At 39.6% G+C, this 17,931-nt stretch carries 19 protein-coding genes; 14 read left to right on the forward strand and 5 right to left on the reverse strand.

Annotation, left to right across the window (positions count from 1 at the left end; translation table 11 throughout):
• Positions 1–26: 26 nt before the first annotated feature.
• Entirely contained in the window at positions 27–1,316 is a 1,290-nt protein-coding gene (locus AOG27_RS10830; protein ID WP_054553033.1) for an amidohydrolase, read from the reverse strand.
• Positions 1,317–1,425: 109 nt separating this feature from the next.
• Here AOG27_RS10830 and AOG27_RS10835 point away from each other — a divergent pair, with 109 nt between their 5' ends.
• From AOG27_RS10835 to AOG27_RS10860, 6 genes are all read left to right on the forward strand, one after another.
• A complete protein-coding gene (locus tag AOG27_RS10835) occupies positions 1,426–2,088 on the forward strand; it encodes a Crp/Fnr family transcriptional regulator (protein WP_054553034.1) in 663 nt (220 codons plus the stop codon).
• A 54-nt stretch (positions 2,089–2,142) separates the two neighbouring features.
• Positions 2,143–2,547, forward strand: coding sequence for a hypothetical protein (locus tag AOG27_RS10840; RefSeq protein WP_054553035.1), 405 nt, complete (start codon positions 2,143–2,145; stop codon positions 2,545–2,547).
• Positions 2,548–2,651: 104 nt separating this feature from the next.
• Positions 2,652–3,155, forward strand: a complete 504-nt coding sequence (locus AOG27_RS10845) for a DUF962 domain-containing protein (protein WP_054553036.1) — start codon at positions 2,652–2,654, stop codon at positions 3,153–3,155.
• A gap of 21 nt (positions 3,156–3,176) precedes the next feature.
• Entirely contained in the window at positions 3,177–3,965 is a 789-nt protein-coding gene (locus AOG27_RS10850) for an SDR family oxidoreductase (protein ID WP_054553037.1), read from the forward strand.
• Between the two features lie 178 nt (positions 3,966–4,143).
• On the forward strand, positions 4,144–5,145 hold the full coding sequence (locus tag AOG27_RS10855; protein ID WP_268795040.1) for a branched-chain amino acid aminotransferase: 1,002 nt from the start codon (positions 4,144–4,146) through the stop codon (positions 5,143–5,145).
• 161 nt (positions 5,146–5,306) lie between these two features.
• The gene (locus AOG27_RS10860) at positions 5,307–7,460 is read left to right on the forward strand and encodes a prolyl oligopeptidase family serine peptidase (RefSeq protein ID WP_054553039.1); all 2,154 of its coding nucleotides are present in this window, start codon (positions 5,307–5,309) and stop codon (positions 7,458–7,460) included.
• Between the two features lie 79 nt (positions 7,461–7,539).
• Here AOG27_RS10860 and AOG27_RS10865 read toward each other — a convergent pair whose 3' ends face one another.
• Together AOG27_RS10865 and AOG27_RS10870 are read right to left on the reverse strand one after the other, a co-directional pair.
• Positions 7,540–8,631, reverse strand: coding sequence for a DUF481 domain-containing protein (locus tag AOG27_RS10865; protein WP_054553040.1), 1,092 nt, complete (start codon positions 8,629–8,631; stop codon positions 7,540–7,542).
• Positions 8,632–8,732: 101 nt separating this feature from the next.
• The gene (locus AOG27_RS10870) at positions 8,733–10,028 is read right to left on the reverse strand and encodes an anti-phage deoxyguanosine triphosphatase (RefSeq protein WP_054553041.1); all 1,296 of its coding nucleotides are present in this window, start codon (positions 10,026–10,028) and stop codon (positions 8,733–8,735) included.
• 214 nt (positions 10,029–10,242) lie between these two features.
• Here AOG27_RS10870 and AOG27_RS10875 point away from each other — a divergent pair, with 214 nt between their 5' ends.
• The 8 genes from AOG27_RS10875 to ttcA all read left to right on the forward strand — a co-directional run bounded on the left by AOG27_RS10875 (position 10,243) and on the right by ttcA (position 16,072).
• Entirely contained in the window at positions 10,243–11,061 is an 819-nt protein-coding gene (locus AOG27_RS10875; RefSeq protein ID WP_054553042.1) for a glucosaminidase domain-containing protein, read from the forward strand.
• Entirely contained in the window at positions 11,054–11,722 is a 669-nt protein-coding gene (locus AOG27_RS10880; protein WP_054553043.1) for a DUF2987 domain-containing protein, read from the forward strand. The genes AOG27_RS10875 and AOG27_RS10880 overlap by 8 nt, the downstream gene beginning before the upstream one ends.
• A 500-nt stretch (positions 11,723–12,222) precedes the next feature.
• The gene (ppk2, locus tag AOG27_RS10885; protein WP_082389257.1) at positions 12,223–13,116 is read left to right on the forward strand and encodes a polyphosphate kinase 2; all 894 of its coding nucleotides are present in this window, start codon (positions 12,223–12,225) and stop codon (positions 13,114–13,116) included.
• A gap of 11 nt (positions 13,117–13,127) precedes the next feature.
• Complete coding sequence (locus AOG27_RS10890) at positions 13,128–13,442, forward strand: hypothetical protein (protein WP_054553044.1); 315 nt, start codon at positions 13,128–13,130, stop codon at positions 13,440–13,442.
• Positions 13,443–13,559: 117 nt separating this feature from the next.
• Positions 13,560–13,982 (forward strand): hypothetical protein, encoded by a 423-nt coding sequence (locus AOG27_RS10895; RefSeq protein WP_054553045.1) that lies wholly within the window; start codon positions 13,560–13,562, stop codon positions 13,980–13,982.
• Between the two features lies 1 nt (position 13,983).
• The gene (locus AOG27_RS10900; protein WP_054553046.1) at positions 13,984–14,499 is read left to right on the forward strand and encodes a demethoxyubiquinone hydroxylase family protein; all 516 of its coding nucleotides are present in this window, start codon (positions 13,984–13,986) and stop codon (positions 14,497–14,499) included.
• Positions 14,500–14,522: 23 nt separating this feature from the next.
• Positions 14,523–14,936, forward strand: coding sequence for a hypothetical protein (locus tag AOG27_RS10905; protein ID WP_054553047.1), 414 nt, complete (start codon positions 14,523–14,525; stop codon positions 14,934–14,936).
• Positions 14,937–15,178: 242 nt separating this feature from the next.
• Positions 15,179–16,072 carry a tRNA 2-thiocytidine(32) synthetase TtcA gene (ttcA, locus tag AOG27_RS10910; RefSeq protein WP_054553048.1) on the forward strand — a complete coding sequence of 298 codons (894 nt, stop codon included), beginning with the start codon at positions 15,179–15,181 and terminating at the stop codon, positions 16,070–16,072.
• 64 nt (positions 16,073–16,136) lie between these two features.
• On the opposite strand, the gene uspE is transcribed toward ttcA, so the two are convergent.
• Together uspE and AOG27_RS10920 are read right to left on the reverse strand one after the other, a co-directional pair.
• Complete coding sequence (uspE, locus tag AOG27_RS10915; RefSeq protein ID WP_054553049.1) at positions 16,137–17,060, reverse strand: universal stress protein UspE; 924 nt, start codon at positions 17,058–17,060, stop codon at positions 16,137–16,139.
• Between the two features lie 102 nt (positions 17,061–17,162).
• Complete coding sequence (locus AOG27_RS10920) at positions 17,163–17,897, reverse strand: FNR family transcription factor (protein WP_054553050.1); 735 nt, start codon at positions 17,895–17,897, stop codon at positions 17,163–17,165.
• Between the last annotated feature and the right edge of the window lie 34 nt (positions 17,898–17,931).

The following is a 17,931-nucleotide window of genomic DNA, read 5'->3' on the forward strand; positions in this document are numbered from 1 at the left end:
GTCACCCGCCGGTAAGAAAATAATTATTATTTTAGATAATCAACCACTAATTGCGTCATTGCATTTACGCCAAGCTGTAAAGCTTTTTCGTCTGCAAAAAAGTGTGGTGAATGGTTACTTGGTGCTGTAACTGCATCTTGACCTTTTGGTGTGACACCTAAGAAAAAGAACATGCCTGGTGTTTCTAAGGCGTAGTAACTAAAGTCTTCAGCACCTGTGATAAGTGGTGTTGTGATCAGGTTTTCTTTACCAACTACACCAGCAAGTGTTGGTGTCATTTTCTTGGTTAGTTCAACATCGTTCACTGTTACCGGGTAACCATGGTCAATGTGAACATGGGCTTCTGCGCCACCTGATTCAGCTACCATCTCAGCGGTTTTAGCTAAACGTTTTTTAATGTCAGCACGCATTTCTTGGTCAAAGGTACGAATTGTGCCCACCATTTCAACTTGATCAGGGATGATGTTGTTACGCACACCGCCATTAATGGCACCAAATGAAACCACCGAAGGCGCTTTAGTCACATCAACTTGGCGAGAAGCGATGGTTTGTGTTGCCATAATAATTTGTGATGACGCCACAATTGGGTCAACCCCATTCCAAGGGCGAGAACCGTGAGTTTGGCGACCTTTTACTGTGATTGTAAATTTGTCGGCGCTGGCCATTAGCGGCCCTTCACGAAAACCAATTTGTCCGGTATTAAGAGAGCTGGTTACGTGTAAACCAAATACAGCTTCTGGCTTTTCTTTAAATAAGCCTTCTTTAAGCATCAGCTCTGCACCGCCTTCTTCGCCATCAGGAGCACCTTCTTCAGCAGGTTGGAAGACAAACAGAATATCACCCGCGAGCTCTTCTTTAATTTTTACTAAAGACTCAGCGGCTGCCATTAAAATAGCCACATGGTTATCATGACCACAGGCATGCATTACGCCAACGGTATTACCTTTGTACTCTGTTGTTTGAGTTGACGCGAAAGGTAAGTCTACTTGCTCTTTTACAGGTAGTGCATCCATATCAGCACGTAGCGCAATAAGCGGGCCTTTTTTGCCCCCTTTAAGTTTGGCAACCACACCGGTATGTGCCACACCTGTTTGAACCTCAAGGCCTAGAGAACGTAAATGCTTAGCAACGTATTTAGCTGTTTCAAACTCACGGTTACTAAGCTCTGGGTTTTGATGCAAATGACGGCGCCATTTAATGACTTTTTCGCTGACGCTTTTATTTGCAGATTTAAGTTCAGAATTAATATCACTCGCAAATGCAGGGGTAGAAATAGCACTGAGAAGTAGGCTGGTCGAAAGTAGTTTGTTTAACATCCCGTATCCTTTTATTATTTGGATATCCAAACAACCTGTGAAACGCTGAATTCTGCATTTTGAGATGGCTTGGATATATGCACACTACTCCAATGTAAAGGATAAACACTTGAATGAACAAGACCTTTCGGTAATTAACCAAGACAAATGGTTTAAAAATCGCACACAAATATTTAGGGACAAGCTAGTAAAAAATGCTAAATTAATCACCTTAAATGCGGGTGATGCATTGTTTTTGCGTGGTGATGAAAATACCGGTCTGTATTGTGTTATTAATGGCGTGCTTAGAGTTTCTGGGGTCAATAGCCAAGGCAAAGAAGCCGTGCTCAGTTTTGTAACCGGTGCTATGTGGTTTGGTGAAGTGGCTTTGTTTGATGGTGGTAAACGCACCCACGATGTGTATGCTCAAACTGCGGTACGACTTTTACACTTACCTGAGCGGGCATTAACTCAGTTATTACAAGAGCATCCTGCTTATTGGCATGATTTTGGGCTGCTGCTTACCAATAAAGTGCGAAACCTGTTTGACTCATTAGAAGATCACGCACTGCTTACAGCAAAGCAAAAGGTGAGTAAGCGGTTATGCATGCTTTTTCAATCGTCACACCAAAGCTGTTTGCCGCTTACCCAGCAACAACTTGCCGATATGACCTATTTAACACGGCAAACCATTAACCAAATATTACAATCCCTGCAAGCTGATTCAATTATTAATCTTAAATATCAAACGATTGAGATTATTGATATCGATAAATTGCAATCTCAATGCTAGCTTGGAACTAAAATTGCTACAAAGTTGTAATCAAGCTTAAATGGAAGACAACTTGTGGCAATTACATTTCATAATCAATATAACCCTTATCACGCTTCGGCTGCTGCTAAGCTGTCGCAAACGGCTCGCACTGAGGGTGTGAAAGCCATGCATACGCCAGCATCTTCAGCACAACAACTTTTACAAAAGCAGCCTGAGCCCAGCTCTTTTTTAGCACAAGCTCAAGAAGCTTTGGTTTATCAGCGGCTCGGGGTTGATAAAGAGAAAATTGATGAAATAAAAGCGCAAATAGAGAAGCTTGCTGAACAAATGCAACAACAAGGTGCCGATACTAAAGCACTGCAAGAAAAAATGAATGAGCTGCAAGCGATGCTTGATGAAGAGTATCAAAAGGGACGCGAACGCATGGATATGCGACCAGAAGCTGAAAAAGGCAAAGTTATTGATGCGCTGGTTTAATGTGTGATTATAAGCTAGCAACTTTAAATGTCGGCTAGTTGACATTCTTGTTGGTGAATTTTCTGCTAATCTGAATTTTGAACACAGTTTTGGCAGGAAAAACAATGAAAACATTAAAACAACAACTGACAAATTACGCCCTTTATCACCGTTCTAAACGCAATATTGTCACTCACTTTATCGGCATCCCATTAATAGTGTTTGCAATTATTTGTTTATTACAACGCGTCACGCTTATCTCAGAGCCTGCCGTTATCTCCTTGGCAACCGTGGTAATTGCGCTCACCTGTCTTTATTACTTAATGCTTAGCTTATCTATGGGGTTAATTATGGCTGTATGCTTAAGTTTGTTAAGCATTGCTGCTGAGCCTGTGGTGTCGCTTTCAACAGAGTTATGGCTAACTGTGAGCATTGGCAGTTTCGTTGTTGGTTGGGTGTTTCAGTTTATTGGTCACTATTTTGAAGGTAAAAAGCCAGCCTTTGTTGATGATTTAATTGGTTTGGTCATAGGGCCGTTATTTGTATTAGCAGAGTTCTTGATTATGCTTGGTTTTTATAAAGATATTGCTGATCATATCGAACAACATGCAGGGCCTAATAAAGCATAACAACAATAATAAGGAACACACATGCAATTAAATGGTAAAACAGTTTGGGTTACTGGGGCATCTTCTGGAATTGGTGAGGCACTTTGTGAGCAATTGGCGGCAAAAGGGGCAACGCTAGTACTGTCTGCCCGTAATGAGGAAAAACTCAACGCTCTTAATACAAGACTCGGCGGTAATCATCATGTGGTCGCCCTTGATTTGGCAAAGCCCGAAGCCTTACTTGAAGATATGCCAGCAGTGATCGAGCGAATTGGCCGCATTGATGTGCTTATCAATAACGGTGGGGTGTCGCAGCGTAGTCTATTTTTAGAAAACGAATTTACGGTTTATCGCCAACTGATGGAAGTAAACTATTTTGGTTTAATTGCTTTAACTAAGGCGGTCGTACCACAGATGGTGAAGCAAGGTATGGGCATGGTGGTATCAATTAGCAGTGTAGCGGGTAAAGTCGGTTCAAAATTCAGAACTGGGTATTCGGGTTCTAAGTATGCAGTTGTGGGCTTTATGGATTGCTTAAGAGCAGAACTAGCCGACAAAAATGTGAATTGCCTGACTATTTGCCCAGGTTCAATTAAAACAGCCATTGCGCATAATTCGTTAGATGGCCAAGGTAAACCGCAAAATAAACCAGAACAATCAATCGAAAACGGCATGGATGTGGCAAAAGCGGCTGCAAAAATGATTAAAGCCATTGAAGCAGAGAAAGATGAAGTTGTTATTGGTGAGGGAATAAGTGGTTTAGCACCGACTATCAAGCGTTTTTTCCCGGGCTTTTTTAATCGCCTCACAGCAAAAATGAATTACCGATAATCCATTGTCATTTGTTAGCGAATGATTCTCAGTAAACAATGCGCAACTTGGGTTGCGCATTTTTTGTACCAAATGGTCGGATTATTATCACTTTAATCGATAAAAGGCACTAGTTTGCTATGGTTAAACGGGGATGGATTAGCATACAATGGGGTAAAAGTAGTCCAAACAAGAGAGAATAACAATGGCCGCATTTGGTACTGTATTTATGCCACAAATGATCCAAGCACGTTTTGCTGATAACTCATGGAGTGAAAGCGCGCTGGTCCCATCTGATAAAATCGAATTACATGCGGGTGCTCACGTATTACATTACTCAAGCACCTGTTTTGAAGGATTAAAAGCATTTCGTCACGAAGATGGCTCGGTCTATATCTTTCGTATGGATGCTAACATTGCGCGTATGAAACAAAGCTCTAAGTTACTAAACTTACCTGACTTTGACGAAAGCATGCTTGAGCAAATGATCAAAGACATTGTAAAAGAGTATGCAGACGAAACACCAACACCGCCGGGTTCAATGTATATTCGCCCAACTCACATTGGTACAGAAGCGGCAATCGGTAAAGCGGCTGCACCGTCAATGAGTTCCTTACTTTATGTATTACTTTCGCCAGTAGGTGATTACTTCTCAGGCGGTGCTACAGCATTACGTGTATTACTTGAAGAAGACGGCATGCGCTGCGCACCACACATGGGTATGGTTAAAAGTGGTGGTAACTACGCAAGTGCATTAGGTCCAATCTTAGAAGCTCGCTCAGAGCATCAAGCAGACCAAATTTTATTCTGCCCTGGTGGTGATGTACAAGAAACGGGTGCTGCAAACTTCATTTTAATTGATGGTGATGAGATCATCACAAAAGCACTTGATAGCACATTCTTACACGGTGTGACGCGTAATAGTATTTTAACGATTGCTAAAGATTTAGGTATGACAGTATCTGAGCGTAACTTTACTGTGTCTGAGTTACTAGAAAGAGCCGCTAAACCAGGTACTGAAGCTGCGTTATCAGGTACCGCTGCAGTTCTTACCTCGGTTGGCACACTTATTCATAACGACCAAGAGTTTAAAGTGGGGTCGGGTGAACCAGGTGAGAAAGTTGCTAAATTACGCCAAGCATTGAATGATATTCAATGGGGTAAATCAGCAGATACTCATGGCTGGTTAACAAAAGTATAATCGCTGAGCAAATACATGCTTTGAAGAGCCACGTTACTACGTGGCTTTTTTGTTTTTACATTGGTTTACAGCACTTCCTGTGTTTAACCGCAAATTACTAGACATTCTAATGCTTTAATTTTACTTTCATTTTATTAACAATAACTAAAAGTAAATTTATTATGATCAAGAAAACACTAGCATGTGCGATTGTTGTTGCATTGGCGGGCTGCGGTGAATCTACCCCAACAAAAACAGAACAAACAGTGAAAACTGCAGAGGTTAAAGCTGCTGTGAATTATCCAGAAACTAAAAAAGGCAATGTTGTTGATGAATACTTCGATGAGAAAGTAGCCGATCCATACCGTTGGTTAGAAGATGATATGAGCGACGAAACAGCTCAGTGGGTTAAAGCCGAAAATGACGTTACCTTTTCTTATCTAAAAAATATTCCGTATCGCGATGAGCTAAAAACTACGCTTGAAAAGTTGATGAACTACGAAAAAGTCACAGCGCCATTTAAAGAGGGTGAGTACACCTACTTTTATAAAAACGATGGTCTGCAAAATCAGTATGTAGTTTATCGTAAAAAAGGCGACTCAGAAGCTGAGGTGTTCTTAGATCCTAATACCTTCAGTAGTGACGGCACAACCTCAATGTCGGGCTTAACATTCACAGAAGACGGCACTTTAGCGGCTTATCAAATCTCTGAAGGCGGCAGTGACTGGCGTAAAATTATCATTATTGATACTGCGACTAAACAACCAATTGAAGAAGCATTAGTCGATGTAAAATTCAGTGGTATCTCTTGGCTTGGCAACGAAGGTTTCTATTATTCGAGCTACGATAAGCCTAAGGGTAGTGAGCTGTCTGCAAAAACAGAACAACATAAAGTTTACTACCATAAGTTAGGCACGGCACAAGCAGATGACCAATTAGTTTATGGTGGCACAGAGGCTCAGAAACATCGTTATATTGGTGCTGATGTGACCCGTGATAATCGTTATTTAATTATTGCTGCAAGTACTTCAACATCAGGTAATAAACTGTTTATCAAAGATTTAACTAAGACTGACAGCAAGCTAGTGACGATTTTAGATAACACTGACTCAGATACCTCAATTATTGATAATGACGGCTCGAAACTGTATTTGGTGACTAACTTAAACGCACCCAATATGCGTGTAGTAACAGTGGATGCTGCTGATCCAAGACCTGAAAATTGGCAAGATTTAATCCCTGAAACTGACAATGTACTTAGCATTTCGAAAGGCGGTGACTACTTCTTTGCTAAGTATATGGTTGATGCGATTTCGCAAGTAAAACAATACGATAAATCAGGTAAATTGGTGCGTGACATTAGCCTGCCAGGTGTAGGTACTGCATATGGCTTTAGCGGTAAGCACGATGCACAAACACTGTATTACTCATTTACGAATTACACTACACCAGGCAATACCTACTCGTTTGATGTTGAGTCAGGAAAGTCTGATGTGTATCGCAAGTCGGGCGCTAAATTTAATAGTGAAGAATATATCTCTGAGCAAGTCTTCTATACATCAAAAGATGGCACCAAAGTTCCGATGATTATTTCGTACAAAAAAGGCACTGAGCTTAACGGTAAAAATCCGACTATTTTATATGGCTATGGTGGCTTTAACGTAAGTCTAACACCAAGTTATAGCCCTACAGTAGCGGCGTGGCTTGAGCACGGTGGCATCTATGCTGTTGCTAATATTCGTGGTGGTGGCGAATACGGTAAAGAATGGCATGTAAATGGTACACAGCTTAAGAAACAAAATGTATTTGATGACTTTATTGCTGCGGCTGAGTACTTAAACAAAAAACAATACAGCTCACCTGATTACTTAGCGGTACGTGGTGGCTCAAATGGAGGCTTATTAGTTGGTGCGGTTATGACACAGCGCCCTGAGCTATTTAAAGTTGCGCTTCCTGCTGTAGGTGTTTTAGATATGCTGCGTTACCACACCTTTACAGCCGGTGCTGGTTGGGCGTATGACTACGGTACGAGTGAACAAAGTAAAGAAATGTTTGATTACTTAAAAGGCTACTCACCTGTGCACAATGTTAAAGCGGGTGTTAGTTATCCGGCAACCTTAGTGACAACTGGGGATCATGATGACCGTGTTGTGCCTGCGCATTCATTTAAGTTTGCAGCCGAGCTGCAAGAAAAAGGTGCAAAACAAAACCCGTATCTGATTCGTATTGAAACAAATGCTGGTCACGGTGCAGGAACACCAACCAGTAAGATCATCGATCAGTACGCTGATATTTATGGCTTTACTCTATACAACATGGGTGTTAAATCGCTATAAGGTAATGTATATATTACTTAACTAAAATTAAAACGCCGAGCTTAGCTCGGCGTTTTTGTATCGATCAAGCGAATTGATATTATAAATCGATACCCAATGCGAAAATCATTTTGTAATCTTCTTTTTCTGGTACTACACCGTTTTCATCGGCAATCGGGTCGGCAAGGTAATCCCAAACTAATGACACATCAAAATCGATATCATCTGTGATTTCAAATTCAAACGCAGCCAAAGCATATTGTGAGTCACCGCCAGCATCACTGCTTGCAGTTAGGTAGCGATAATTTAATGAAAAATCGATTTTCTTAGTGATTTCTAACTCATAATTTGTAGAAATAAACCAAGACATTGATGAGTTACTCTTATCTTCTCCAGCTGCTACAGTGTCAAATTGGGTTTTTTGATAAGCAGGCCCCGCTGTAAAATCCCATTCTGTTTTGTCGGTATCTATCACATAATAACCAACGCCGGCGCCGACAGTGTATTTATTGGCGATATTTTGGAACGGGTCACGATAGTATTCGAAGAAAATAGGGCGATAATACATTTTTTGTGTGTAAAACCAGTCAAATGTACCGTTAGCACGAATATTGTTTTTAGTAATTTGATCATCACTGGTAGTGCGATAGCCTAAAATCTCAGATAAAAATCGACTTGAAGCAGTACGGCGCTTTATGTCAGCTTTAATAGAATATTCAGTTTGGTCAGTATTTCCACGGGCCAAATCTGCACCCATGGATAACTTTACAGTCCATGCACTGAGTTCGCTTTCAACTGAGGGAGCAATTGAGACTAAATCGCGATAACGGTATTTAGCGTCTTGTTCGCCAACTTTTACATAACCGCCCGATATATTAAGTGTACCACTGAGCTCATTGCCATCGTTAAAGCGAACCGTATGATGGCGATCTGAAATAATCATATAGATATCTTCGCGATCAATCATTAATGTATCAAGAATGTCGCTGTCAAACTCAACTTCTTTGTCGTACAAAGAGACAAGCTCGCCTTTGAGCCATTCGCCAGAATTAAGCCGTATCCAATCAAAGTGGGTTGCATCTTTAATTATTATGCCGCGCTCTTCGAGAAGCGGATCTGGAAGTGTTTCTGCGCTATAGCAAGCAAATGAACTTGCAACAGCTGCACTGATGAGCAGGTATTTTTTGAGCATTATTTCAATCCATGTTAAATAGAATGCATCTAAAGAAGTGCGATTATTTATTAATAACCTGCTTAATTTTAGAACACTATCAAATAGTGTTCAAAAATTACTTAAGCAGAGGGCAAAAACAACCGCTGATAGGTTTTGTAGGCGTATTCGTCACTCATTCCTGACAAATAATCACAGATTATGCGCATCGCATTATCGCCTTGTTGGTTCGCATTTAGCCACATTTCTTGCGTTGTTTCTGGTAATAAGCGCATTGGGTCGCTGGCAAAAGCACTAAATAATTCAATCAGCAGGTTTTGCCCTTTAAACTCCACTTGCTGCATCTTCGGCTCACGAATTAAGCGTTTAAAAACAAAATGTTTTAGCACGTTAAGAATTTCGGCAAATTCATCTGGAAGACTCACCGTGTACTGTAATATTTCAGATTCGAAATCTGCGTTTTGTACAACTAACTGAGCGTTAATAATAAAGGTGTTTACCAACTCACCAATGGCGTCTTTACGCTCATACTCGTGATGAGAAAAGAGTCTGGCCGTTATCGAGCTTAAATGAGTGGTTAGCCACGCAGAGTCAAGCTCTTGTAATTGTACAAGGGCATGATTTTGCCAATCAGCCAGCGTTAAAACCTCTGTAGCTATGGCGTCTTCTAAATCGTGAACGGCATACGCAATATCGTCAGCTAATTCCATAATTGCTGAGTCTATCGATTTATAGTGGGTTTTGGCTCTAAATTCATCAACCTTATAATGACTGCTCAGCAGTGCTTTATCGTTATTAGACAGTGGCTCCATTATCCAGTCGAAAATATCTTTATCGTCGGTGTATAACCCCTTAGCTGGTCGCCAATGGTCAGCTTTAATAAAGCTACGCTGCTCGCTCAAAGGTGGAATGCTGTGCCACAAATCATCAATGAAGGCTGGATATTTAATAAAACCTAACAAGGTGCGCCTGGTTAAGTTCATGCCATAGCCATTTGAATAGGGCTCAAGCTTAGAGACAATTCTAAGTGTTTGCGCGTTACCTTCAAAGCCACCATGATCGCGCATCATGTAATTTAATGCTATTTCACCACCATGACCAAAAGGAGGGTGGCCAATATCATGAGCAAGGCATAAGGTTTCGAGTAAACTACCGCTAGGAAAATTCGTAAATTCAGGGTGCTGCTTTTTCAAATGGCGTAATAAACCACTGCCAATTTGGGCAACTTCTAAAGAATGAGTAAGACGAGTTCTATAAAAATCATTTAAGCCAATACCCATAATCTGAGTTTTGGCCTGCAAACGCCTAAATGCTGCGGCGTGTATGATTCGAGAGCGGTCAACCTGCCAAGCTGAGCGGTTATCGTTTGGACGATATTTTTGTTGATTAATAATGCGAGCTTGCCAAGATTGGCACATAAAAATAACCTTCCTATTCCTTGTTTGCTTACTTTTCAGTATACGCAAGCGCTTGAAAATTGCGAGCAAACTACACTGTTACGTCAATAGTTTGTCCCTTTTATGGGTGGTTTTATAGTGCTGAATTCGCTAAAAATCATCTGCTTTGGTATACTTCGCCTTTGTGTGTGCGTGAGTTAACCGCACATGAGTAGTAGTTTATTTGAGAGAATACATGCTTAAGTACGTTTTTCGAGCTTTATTAACCGCTTTTTTTGCATGGGCGTTATTTTCGCCATTTATCGAAAAAGAAGTGACAGTTGAAGAATCTGAACAAACTCAGAGCACGCCTACCGGAACCCAGCGCGTAATCAAAAAAGAAAAACCATTACATAATGTAAAACTGCCTGACTTTGCAGCATTTACTGATGTAAAAGAAAAGAAACATGCTTTTTTTGATTTTATTCGCCCACATGTTGAGGCCGAAAATAAAAAAATTTTACAGCAGCGAGCTAAACTAGAAATTGCGCGCATGATGCTTGAGTACAATGAGCCGCTTACGAGCAAGCAAAAGTCAGATATTAAAAAAATTCTTACCAGCTACAAGTTGCCTAACACTATTGACACTTTATCGCTTACCCAAGCACTACGTCGAGTTGATATCATTCCTAAAGAGCTTGCGCTAATGCAAGCAGCAAATGAATCAGCATGGGGCACGTCACGCTTTGCACGGATTGGTTTAAACTTTTTCGGTCAATGGTGTTACAAAAAGGGTTGTGGCATGGTTCCTCGTCGCCGTGCTAACGAAGCGGCCCATGAAGTGACAGCATTTAAATCGGTACGTGCTGCTGTAAGCTCATATTTTAAAAATATTAATACCCATGCTGCGTATAAAGATTTACGATTAATTCGTGCCGATTTACGTCGCCAGCAAAAACCTATAGAAGCAACCAAGTTAACACAAGGTTTGTTATCATACTCTGAGCGCCGTGAAGCATATATTGATGAATTAAACACTATGATAAATCAAAATAGAGCTTACTTTGATGAATAAACTCCTTCCATGGTTAAAAGTCGCAACTATCGCGGTTGCGCTAAGCGCGGTTTCCTCTAAAGCCGCAGCAACTGAATTTGTTATTGCTTATGATGGCTTTTATGATCGTTTAAAAGTCGTGAATAAAGGTGAGTTTCAATACGCTCAAGTTAACTTTTATTTGTCTGATATTGCTAGTAACGAAGTATGCACTATTAAATCAGGTAAAATAATTACAGAAAAACAAGAGTTTGACTTAACTTATACAGATAAAGCTCAGTTACTTTTACCTTTTGATAAGCAATTAGATACAGATAAAGCTGTTATTGTTGTGCAACCAGAAAACCCTAAACATGAATGCCAATTAAAGTTACAGATTGAAGCGACTGATTTGGCAGATTTTGAACTTAGTAAAGCAAACTTATATACGTTAAATGAAGAGTTTGACGAGCTGTTATCTGATTTATCAGGCTTTTTTGTCAGCAAATTAATGTGGTTTTTGCTTCCTGAACAACAAGGTGTTGTACTTAAATTTAATGGTCAAGACGCTATCTCGGCAAATGGCGTTAGCTGTAAAGAGCAGCGTTGCTCAATAAAAGTAACAGATGACTGGCAAGACGATAACACAGTGTTTAACAGTCATGCTGAGCTTATCAGCGCCACACCTTGGATTGTTAAATAACGGACTATATATTGGCTAAAAGCGTTTAAACTTCGACAAAAGGGACCTTAATTAGGTCCTTTTTTCGTTGTGAAGCACAGATAGTTCTTATGTTTCTTTTTTCAAAAGTTTATCTCAGCATTTAGACGTATGAGCAAAATTGAAAATTCATCGTAGTTAGTACAATTACTATGACTGTTTCTTTGCTCTAAATTATTCCCTTGATTCATATTTTTCCTAACTATTTGTATTGCTGTGTATTTAAGGTTCAGTGTGTTTTGAAACATAGAAATAGTCGGAATGTATTAGTTTTCTCTGATTGTTTTTTATTATAGAAAAAAGACTTGATTGTATATTGCTAGCCTGATCTTTACTTAATTATTAAGTGCTAACTTTCTATTTTTAAATGAATTTTTAAGGAATGAAAATATAGATTTAGATCAAGTTACTTAGCTATAACTGGCTTAAAGTAAAACTATAAAGTTCTCAATATAGGTAGTTATAGTTTAATAGGAGTCGTTATGCAGACAGTCAATGTCGAACCTGTATCAGTAAAACAGCAGAATTTATCCGAACACAATGCTAAACAGGATGTGGTTTTTGATCTAGATGTTAAAAACCCAAGCTTAAAGTGGAATGCTGACGGTAAATACCCATATAAACGCAAAATGGACGTAGTTGAATACGAGCGCCATAAACACGAATTGCAAATCGAGCTTTTAAAAATGCAAGGCTGGGTAAAAGAGACCGAACAACAAATTGTGATTTTATTTGAAGGTCGAGATGCGGCAGGTAAAGGTGGCACTATAAAGCGTTTTATGGAGCATTTAAATCCTCGCGGGGCACACGTGGTAGCCTTAGAAAAGCCAACTACTAGAGAGCGAGATCAGTGGTACTTCCAGCGTTACATTAACCACTTACCTACTAAGGGTGAAATCATACTTTTCGATCGTTCTTGGTATAACCGAGCCGGTGTTGAGAAGGTAATGGGGTTTTGCGATGATCACGAATATTTGGAGTTTATGCGTCAAACACCTCAACTTGAGCGTATGTTGGTGAATAGCGGTATCAAGCTATTTAAATATTGGTTTTCGGTCAGTAGAGAAGAGCAATTTAGACGTTTTAAATCGCGCCAAAACGACCCACTCAAACAATGGAAGCTAAGCCCAGTTGATATGGCATCACTGGCTAAATGGCATGATTATAGTGATGCCAAAGATGCCATGATGTTTCATACCCATACTAAGGATGCACCTTGGACACAAATTCGCTCTGACGATAAAAAGCGCGGGAGAATCAACTGTATGCGCCACTTCTTAAGTTGTTTAGATTACCCGGAGAAAGATCACGATGTAGTAAATTGTGTCGACTCGCTTATTGTTACCGAACCTACCCGCATGTCTATACGCCAGTGAAGGAGAATACTATGCAAAATTCACAGTCAGTATTTGAGAAACGTCTTGCTAAGCTCGAAAAAATTCTTGAAAAGAGTAAAAAAGAAGTGGCAAGAACCACTGAACTTGCAAAAGATGCAGCACTAAAAGCACAAGCAGCTGTAGAGTGTGCCAGCGAAGCTGAGAACCTAGCTGAAAATGCTAAAAAGCGCTTTAAAGCAGCAAAAAAGCAATTAAAAGAGGCTAAAGTGTTAAAAATTGCGCAGAAAAATGCGTCGAAAAAATCGGCTATAAAACGTGCCAAACGATTGGCAAAGAATAAAAAAGCTAAAACTAAAAGCGCTTAAAGTTAACAAAGGGCACATGGCTATTGTGCCCTTTGTTTTTATTAAGCGTATCGCTGGACATTTTTACGATTCTCGATATGCTAAATGTCAATTTTTCAGGGACTTAAAAGCATCTTAATGAAACCTTTAGCGTCTATTTTTGTTATTTTACTGCTATGTTCAGCGTGTAGTAGTCATTCACTTATCAACCAAGAAATGCAAACTAAGTTGCAAGGCTCATGGCAGTCTACAAATAGCCCAGTTTGTGAAGCTAATTTTCATACCGTAGCTTTCAAAAACAACACATTAGAAATCTCATATGACGAACAGGGCTATATTTCTGAGTCTGAAGCGAGAAAAACCTTCGTTTATAATATTCTCTCAGCAGAGAAAAATTTAGTCCGTGTGCAGCTTGAAAATGAAACTCGTTTAGATAATAAGGGCAAGCCAGTAGTTTGGCATCTAAAACCACTTAGAAATGATAAGTATTGCTGGGGTAGAGATGACTGGGCTGATCTTGCTTGTACAGCTTCCCGTTATAAATGCACAGTAAGCAATTAAGATGATCTCAAAAGAAGTCGCTAGAATTGTGCGTGTTGATCATGCAGGTGAATTTGGGGCGATAAGCATTTATAAGGCTCAGTTATTTGTCGCTAAGTTTTTATATCAAGATATCTCTGTACAGCTTAAAGAAATGCTAAATCATGAAATCGAGCATTTCAAAACTTTTGATTGTTGGTTAAAGGAACATAAAGTACGGCATTGCCACGCAATCTGGTTTTGGTCTTTGGGTGGTTATTGTTTAGGTTTGATTACTGCTTTATTTGGCCGTAAAGCAATTTGGGTGTGTACAGAAGCCGTTGAATCAACGGTTCTTCATCATCTAGAATGGCAATTAAGCTATTTAGAGAAAAATAATAAAAGCGCATATCAAACGGTACTAAGCATTCAACAAGATGAAATTGAACACCAGAACCTAGGCAAAGTGAATGGTTCAAGTTCACTTTATTATTCACCAATCAGATTAGTCGTTAAGCACTCCACTAAATTTGCTATTTGGCTTTCGACTAAGTTGTAAAACTAAAAAATAAGGATAATTAAATGAGAGTTTGTTTGCTGATTTTGTTTTCGTTGCCATTTATCGTTTGTTCGGCTCAGTCTGAGCCAAATGCAGAATTAGAATTTGAACGGTTCTATAATGCATTGAAAATGGATGAAATCTTCAATGGCCTTGGTGGTATTGTAGAGATCGATACAAAGCAAATATTAGCAGATACACTAAAAGATTTACCTGAAAGTCAAAAGCAATTGTTGATAAATGCGATGGGGACATCGGTATTGGCAGAGCCAACAGACATGAGTGCCGCCAAGATGGCTTTTAAGCTTAAAATTCTTAGTTTATTATCACCACAAGAGCTTAAAATAGCAGCAGATTTTTATTCAACAAATATTGGTTTAAAAGCGCATAGAGCCATAATCGAGGCGGAAGTAGCTGCTTCGAACTTTTTAGATTAATTGTTGTTTCATATAAATTATTTAGTAAATCCAGAAAACACCACTTAACCTGTTTTAAATATAAATAACCTGAATCCTTAACCTTCATTCCCAAAGCGCTGTGCTGTACGTGGTATCTCTACAAGAGAAGCGTTTTAATTATCCCACGCTAATCATTTCAACTCGCTCAAAAAGTCCGTATAATCCACGCCGAACTTTTTACTATGAAACATGGCTTACTAAAGCCTGTATGAGCAGAGCAAATGAATCAAACTGATACTAGAAAAGAAACTCTTGAATTTAATAAACTTCAAAAGCGTCTAAGAAGGCATGTTGGTACCGCGATTACTGATTATAACATGATCGAAGACGGTGATGTTGTTATGGCATGTATCAGTGGTGGTAAAGATTCTTTTGCAATGCTAGATATTTTGCTTAATTTACAAAAAGCAGCGCCGATTAAATTTGAAGTTATTGCGGTAAACCTTGATCAGAAGCAGCCTGGTTTTCCTGAGCACATTTTGCCTGATTACTTTGAGACGCTAAATATTCCGTATTACATCGTTGATAAAGATACTTACTCAGTAGTAAAAGAAAAAGTACCAGAGGGCAAAACAACCTGTGGTCTGTGTTCACGACTTCGTCGCGGCACACTTTATTCATTTGCAGAAAAAATTGGTGCAACCAAACTAGCACTTGGTCATCACATGGATGATATCGTTGAGACAATGTTCTTAAATATGTTCCATGGTTCACGACTAAAAGCGATGCCACCAAAATTACGCTCTGATGATGAACGTAACGTGGTCATTCGTCCGTTGTCATATTGCCGTGAAAAAGATTTAATTAAATACGCCGAGCACAAAGACTTCCCGATCATTCCTTGTAATTTATGTGGCTCACAAGAAAACCTGCAGCGTCAATCAATCAAAGCGATGCTGACAGAGTGGGATAAAAAAACTCCAGGTCGTGTTGAGAGTATCTTTAAGTCTTTACAAAATGTTAGCCCAAGCCAGCTTGCAGACAGAAACTTATTTGATTTTGAAAATTTACCACTTGATAGAGAAGGCAATCGTGAAAGCTATGACTTTAGCGAGGCGGTGGTCTCATCAACAAACATTGATGAATCATTATTTATTGATGTAACAAATATATAAAACTCTTAAACTGTATATATAAAAAAGCCCCAAATAGGGGCTTTTTTAATATCTATTCAATAGGTTATTTAGCAAGTGGGCTTACATAGCCGTCTGGTTTTAGTGCTAATACATCGCAGTCAAGGCTATCAATAACATGCTCTGCTGTGTTACCGACAAGCGCTGCACTTAAGCCAGTACGTCCAACTGTACCAATCACTACTAATTCGCTGTTGAGGCGTGCAGCCACATCAGGAATAACATCTTCAGGTAAACCTTCTTCAATATGGCAATGAGCTTGGTCAATATCAAAGCCTTCAGCTAATGAAAGCGTTGATTCAAAGTGATGTTTTTTAACTGATTCGTTGTAAACACCAGGGTTAAACTCAGGAATTTCAATAGCGATATTAACTGGCGTTGCTGGGTAGGCATTCACAAGGTTAAGCGTTGCGTTGGCTAAATCACAAATGAAACGAGCGTCATTAATAATACGTTTATTAAGTTCAAGGTGTTGTTCATTCTCACTCACGGCGTTTACAGCAGCTAAAATATTGCCTTTTGCCGGCCACTCTTTTTCTTTAACAAGCAATACTGGAGCAGGGCACTTACGAATGAGGTGCCAGTCAGTTGGGGTGAAAATAACAGACTTAAGTGTGTCGTGTTGATGGGTGCCTTTGACAACAAGGTCAAAACCATCGTTGATCACGGTATTGATAATGGCTTCGTAAGGGCGGTTATGCCAAACCACACAGCTATCAATGGTAAGCTCTGGGTAAAGGGCAATCTGCTCGTTTAACCATTCTTGGCGGTCTTTTATTACGGCTTCGCGCATTGCTTCACGCTCATCAGCAGAAAGCATTGTGGTCATTTCATAAGAGAAGTCGTAGATACTGAGGAAAGCGGTGATGGTCGCGCCAGATTTTTTGGCTAGATCAATTGAGCGGCTTAAACTATGTTGCTGCTCTTTGGTTGGGTCTATAACTGCTAAAATTCGTTTAATTGCGTCCATGTGCTGCTCCTTAACTGTTCCGCAAAAAGTAGTACTTTGAGTGTAACCTAAATTTAGAACAGTTAAAGGGGCAAACAATATAAAGTTGCGTTAAATCAAACTCTATTTACATTTAATCGCTGCTGTTGCTGCAAGCGCTTGCTGGTCCAAAATGGTGATAAATTTGCCTTCAACTTTAATAAAGCCCGCTTTTTGGAAGCGGCTTAAAAGGCGGCTAATTGTTTCAACAGTAAGGCCTAAATAATTACCGATTTCACCACGTGTCATGGTTAAACGGAATTCTTTACGTGAGAAACCACGTTCACCAAAACGCTCTGCAAGATTATAAATAAAACTTGCTAGACGCTCTTCAGCTGACTTTTTATTGAGTAACAATAACATTTCTTGGTCGTAGTTAATCTCATTACTCATTAAACGCATAATTTGTTGGCGTAGCTTAGGTAATTTACCTGCTAATTCGTCTAGAGTATCGAATGGAATTTCACATACCATTGAAGTTTCAAGGGCTTGCGAAAAGCTTTGATGAGCCATTTTGTTGATTGCATCGAAACCGACTAAATCACCAGCCAAGTGAAAGCCAGTAATTTGTTCATCACCTTGTTCAGACAAAGTATAAGACTTAAACGAGCCAGAGCGTACCGCATAAATAGCATTTAAGCTTTCGCCAGACTCAAATAAATAATCACCTTTGTGTAGAGGCTTTTTACGTTCGATGATTTCATCGAGACGATCCATTTCTTGACCGTTTAATGAAAATGGCAAACATAGCTGGCTGATACTGCAATTATTACAGCTAATTGTGCATAAGCCTTTTGACTTGTTTTGTGAGAAGTCCATACATCAAATCCATTCAAATAGGTTAACAACTTTA

This window comes from Pseudoalteromonas lipolytica, from assembly GCF_001306915.1.
Taxonomy (GTDB): domain Bacteria; phylum Pseudomonadota; class Gammaproteobacteria; order Enterobacterales; family Alteromonadaceae; genus Pseudoalteromonas; species Pseudoalteromonas simplex.

Coding starts and splice junctions, on each gene's coding strand:
- AOG27_RS10830 (WP_054553033.1), bottom strand. CDS start 1,316: ATGTTAAACAAACTACTTTCGACCAGCCTACTTCTCAGTGCTATTTCT.
- AOG27_RS10845 (WP_054553036.1), top strand. CDS start 2,652: ATGAAAACATTAAAACAACAACTGACAAATTACGCCCTTTATCACCGT.
- AOG27_RS10850 (WP_054553037.1), top strand. CDS start 3,177: ATGCAATTAAATGGTAAAACAGTTTGGGTTACTGGGGCATCTTCTGGA.
- AOG27_RS10860 (WP_054553039.1), top strand. CDS start 5,307: ATGATCAAGAAAACACTAGCATGTGCGATTGTTGTTGCATTGGCGGGC.
- AOG27_RS10865 (WP_054553040.1), bottom strand. CDS start 8,631: ATGCTCAAAAAATACCTGCTCATCAGTGCAGCTGTTGCAAGTTCATTT.
- AOG27_RS10870 (WP_054553041.1), bottom strand. CDS start 10,028: ATGTGCCAATCTTGGCAAGCTCGCATTATTAATCAACAAAAATATCGT.
- AOG27_RS10875 (WP_054553042.1), top strand. CDS start 10,243: ATGCTTAAGTACGTTTTTCGAGCTTTATTAACCGCTTTTTTTGCATGG.
- AOG27_RS10880 (WP_054553043.1), top strand. CDS start 11,054: ATGAATAAACTCCTTCCATGGTTAAAAGTCGCAACTATCGCGGTTGCG.
- ppk2 (WP_082389257.1), top strand. CDS start 12,223: ATGCAGACAGTCAATGTCGAACCTGTATCAGTAAAACAGCAGAATTTA.
- AOG27_RS10890 (WP_054553044.1), top strand. CDS start 13,128: ATGCAAAATTCACAGTCAGTATTTGAGAAACGTCTTGCTAAGCTCGAA.
- AOG27_RS10895 (WP_054553045.1), top strand. CDS start 13,560: ATGAAACCTTTAGCGTCTATTTTTGTTATTTTACTGCTATGTTCAGCG.
- AOG27_RS10900 (WP_054553046.1), top strand. CDS start 13,984: ATGATCTCAAAAGAAGTCGCTAGAATTGTGCGTGTTGATCATGCAGGT.
- AOG27_RS10905 (WP_054553047.1), top strand. CDS start 14,523: ATGAGAGTTTGTTTGCTGATTTTGTTTTCGTTGCCATTTATCGTTTGT.
- ttcA (WP_054553048.1), top strand. CDS start 15,179: ATGAATCAAACTGATACTAGAAAAGAAACTCTTGAATTTAATAAACTT.
- uspE (WP_054553049.1), bottom strand. CDS start 17,060: ATGGACGCAATTAAACGAATTTTAGCAGTTATAGACCCAACCAAAGAG.
- AOG27_RS10920 (WP_054553050.1), bottom strand. CDS start 17,897: ATGGACTTCTCACAAAACAAGTCAAAAGGCTTATGCACAATTAGCTGT.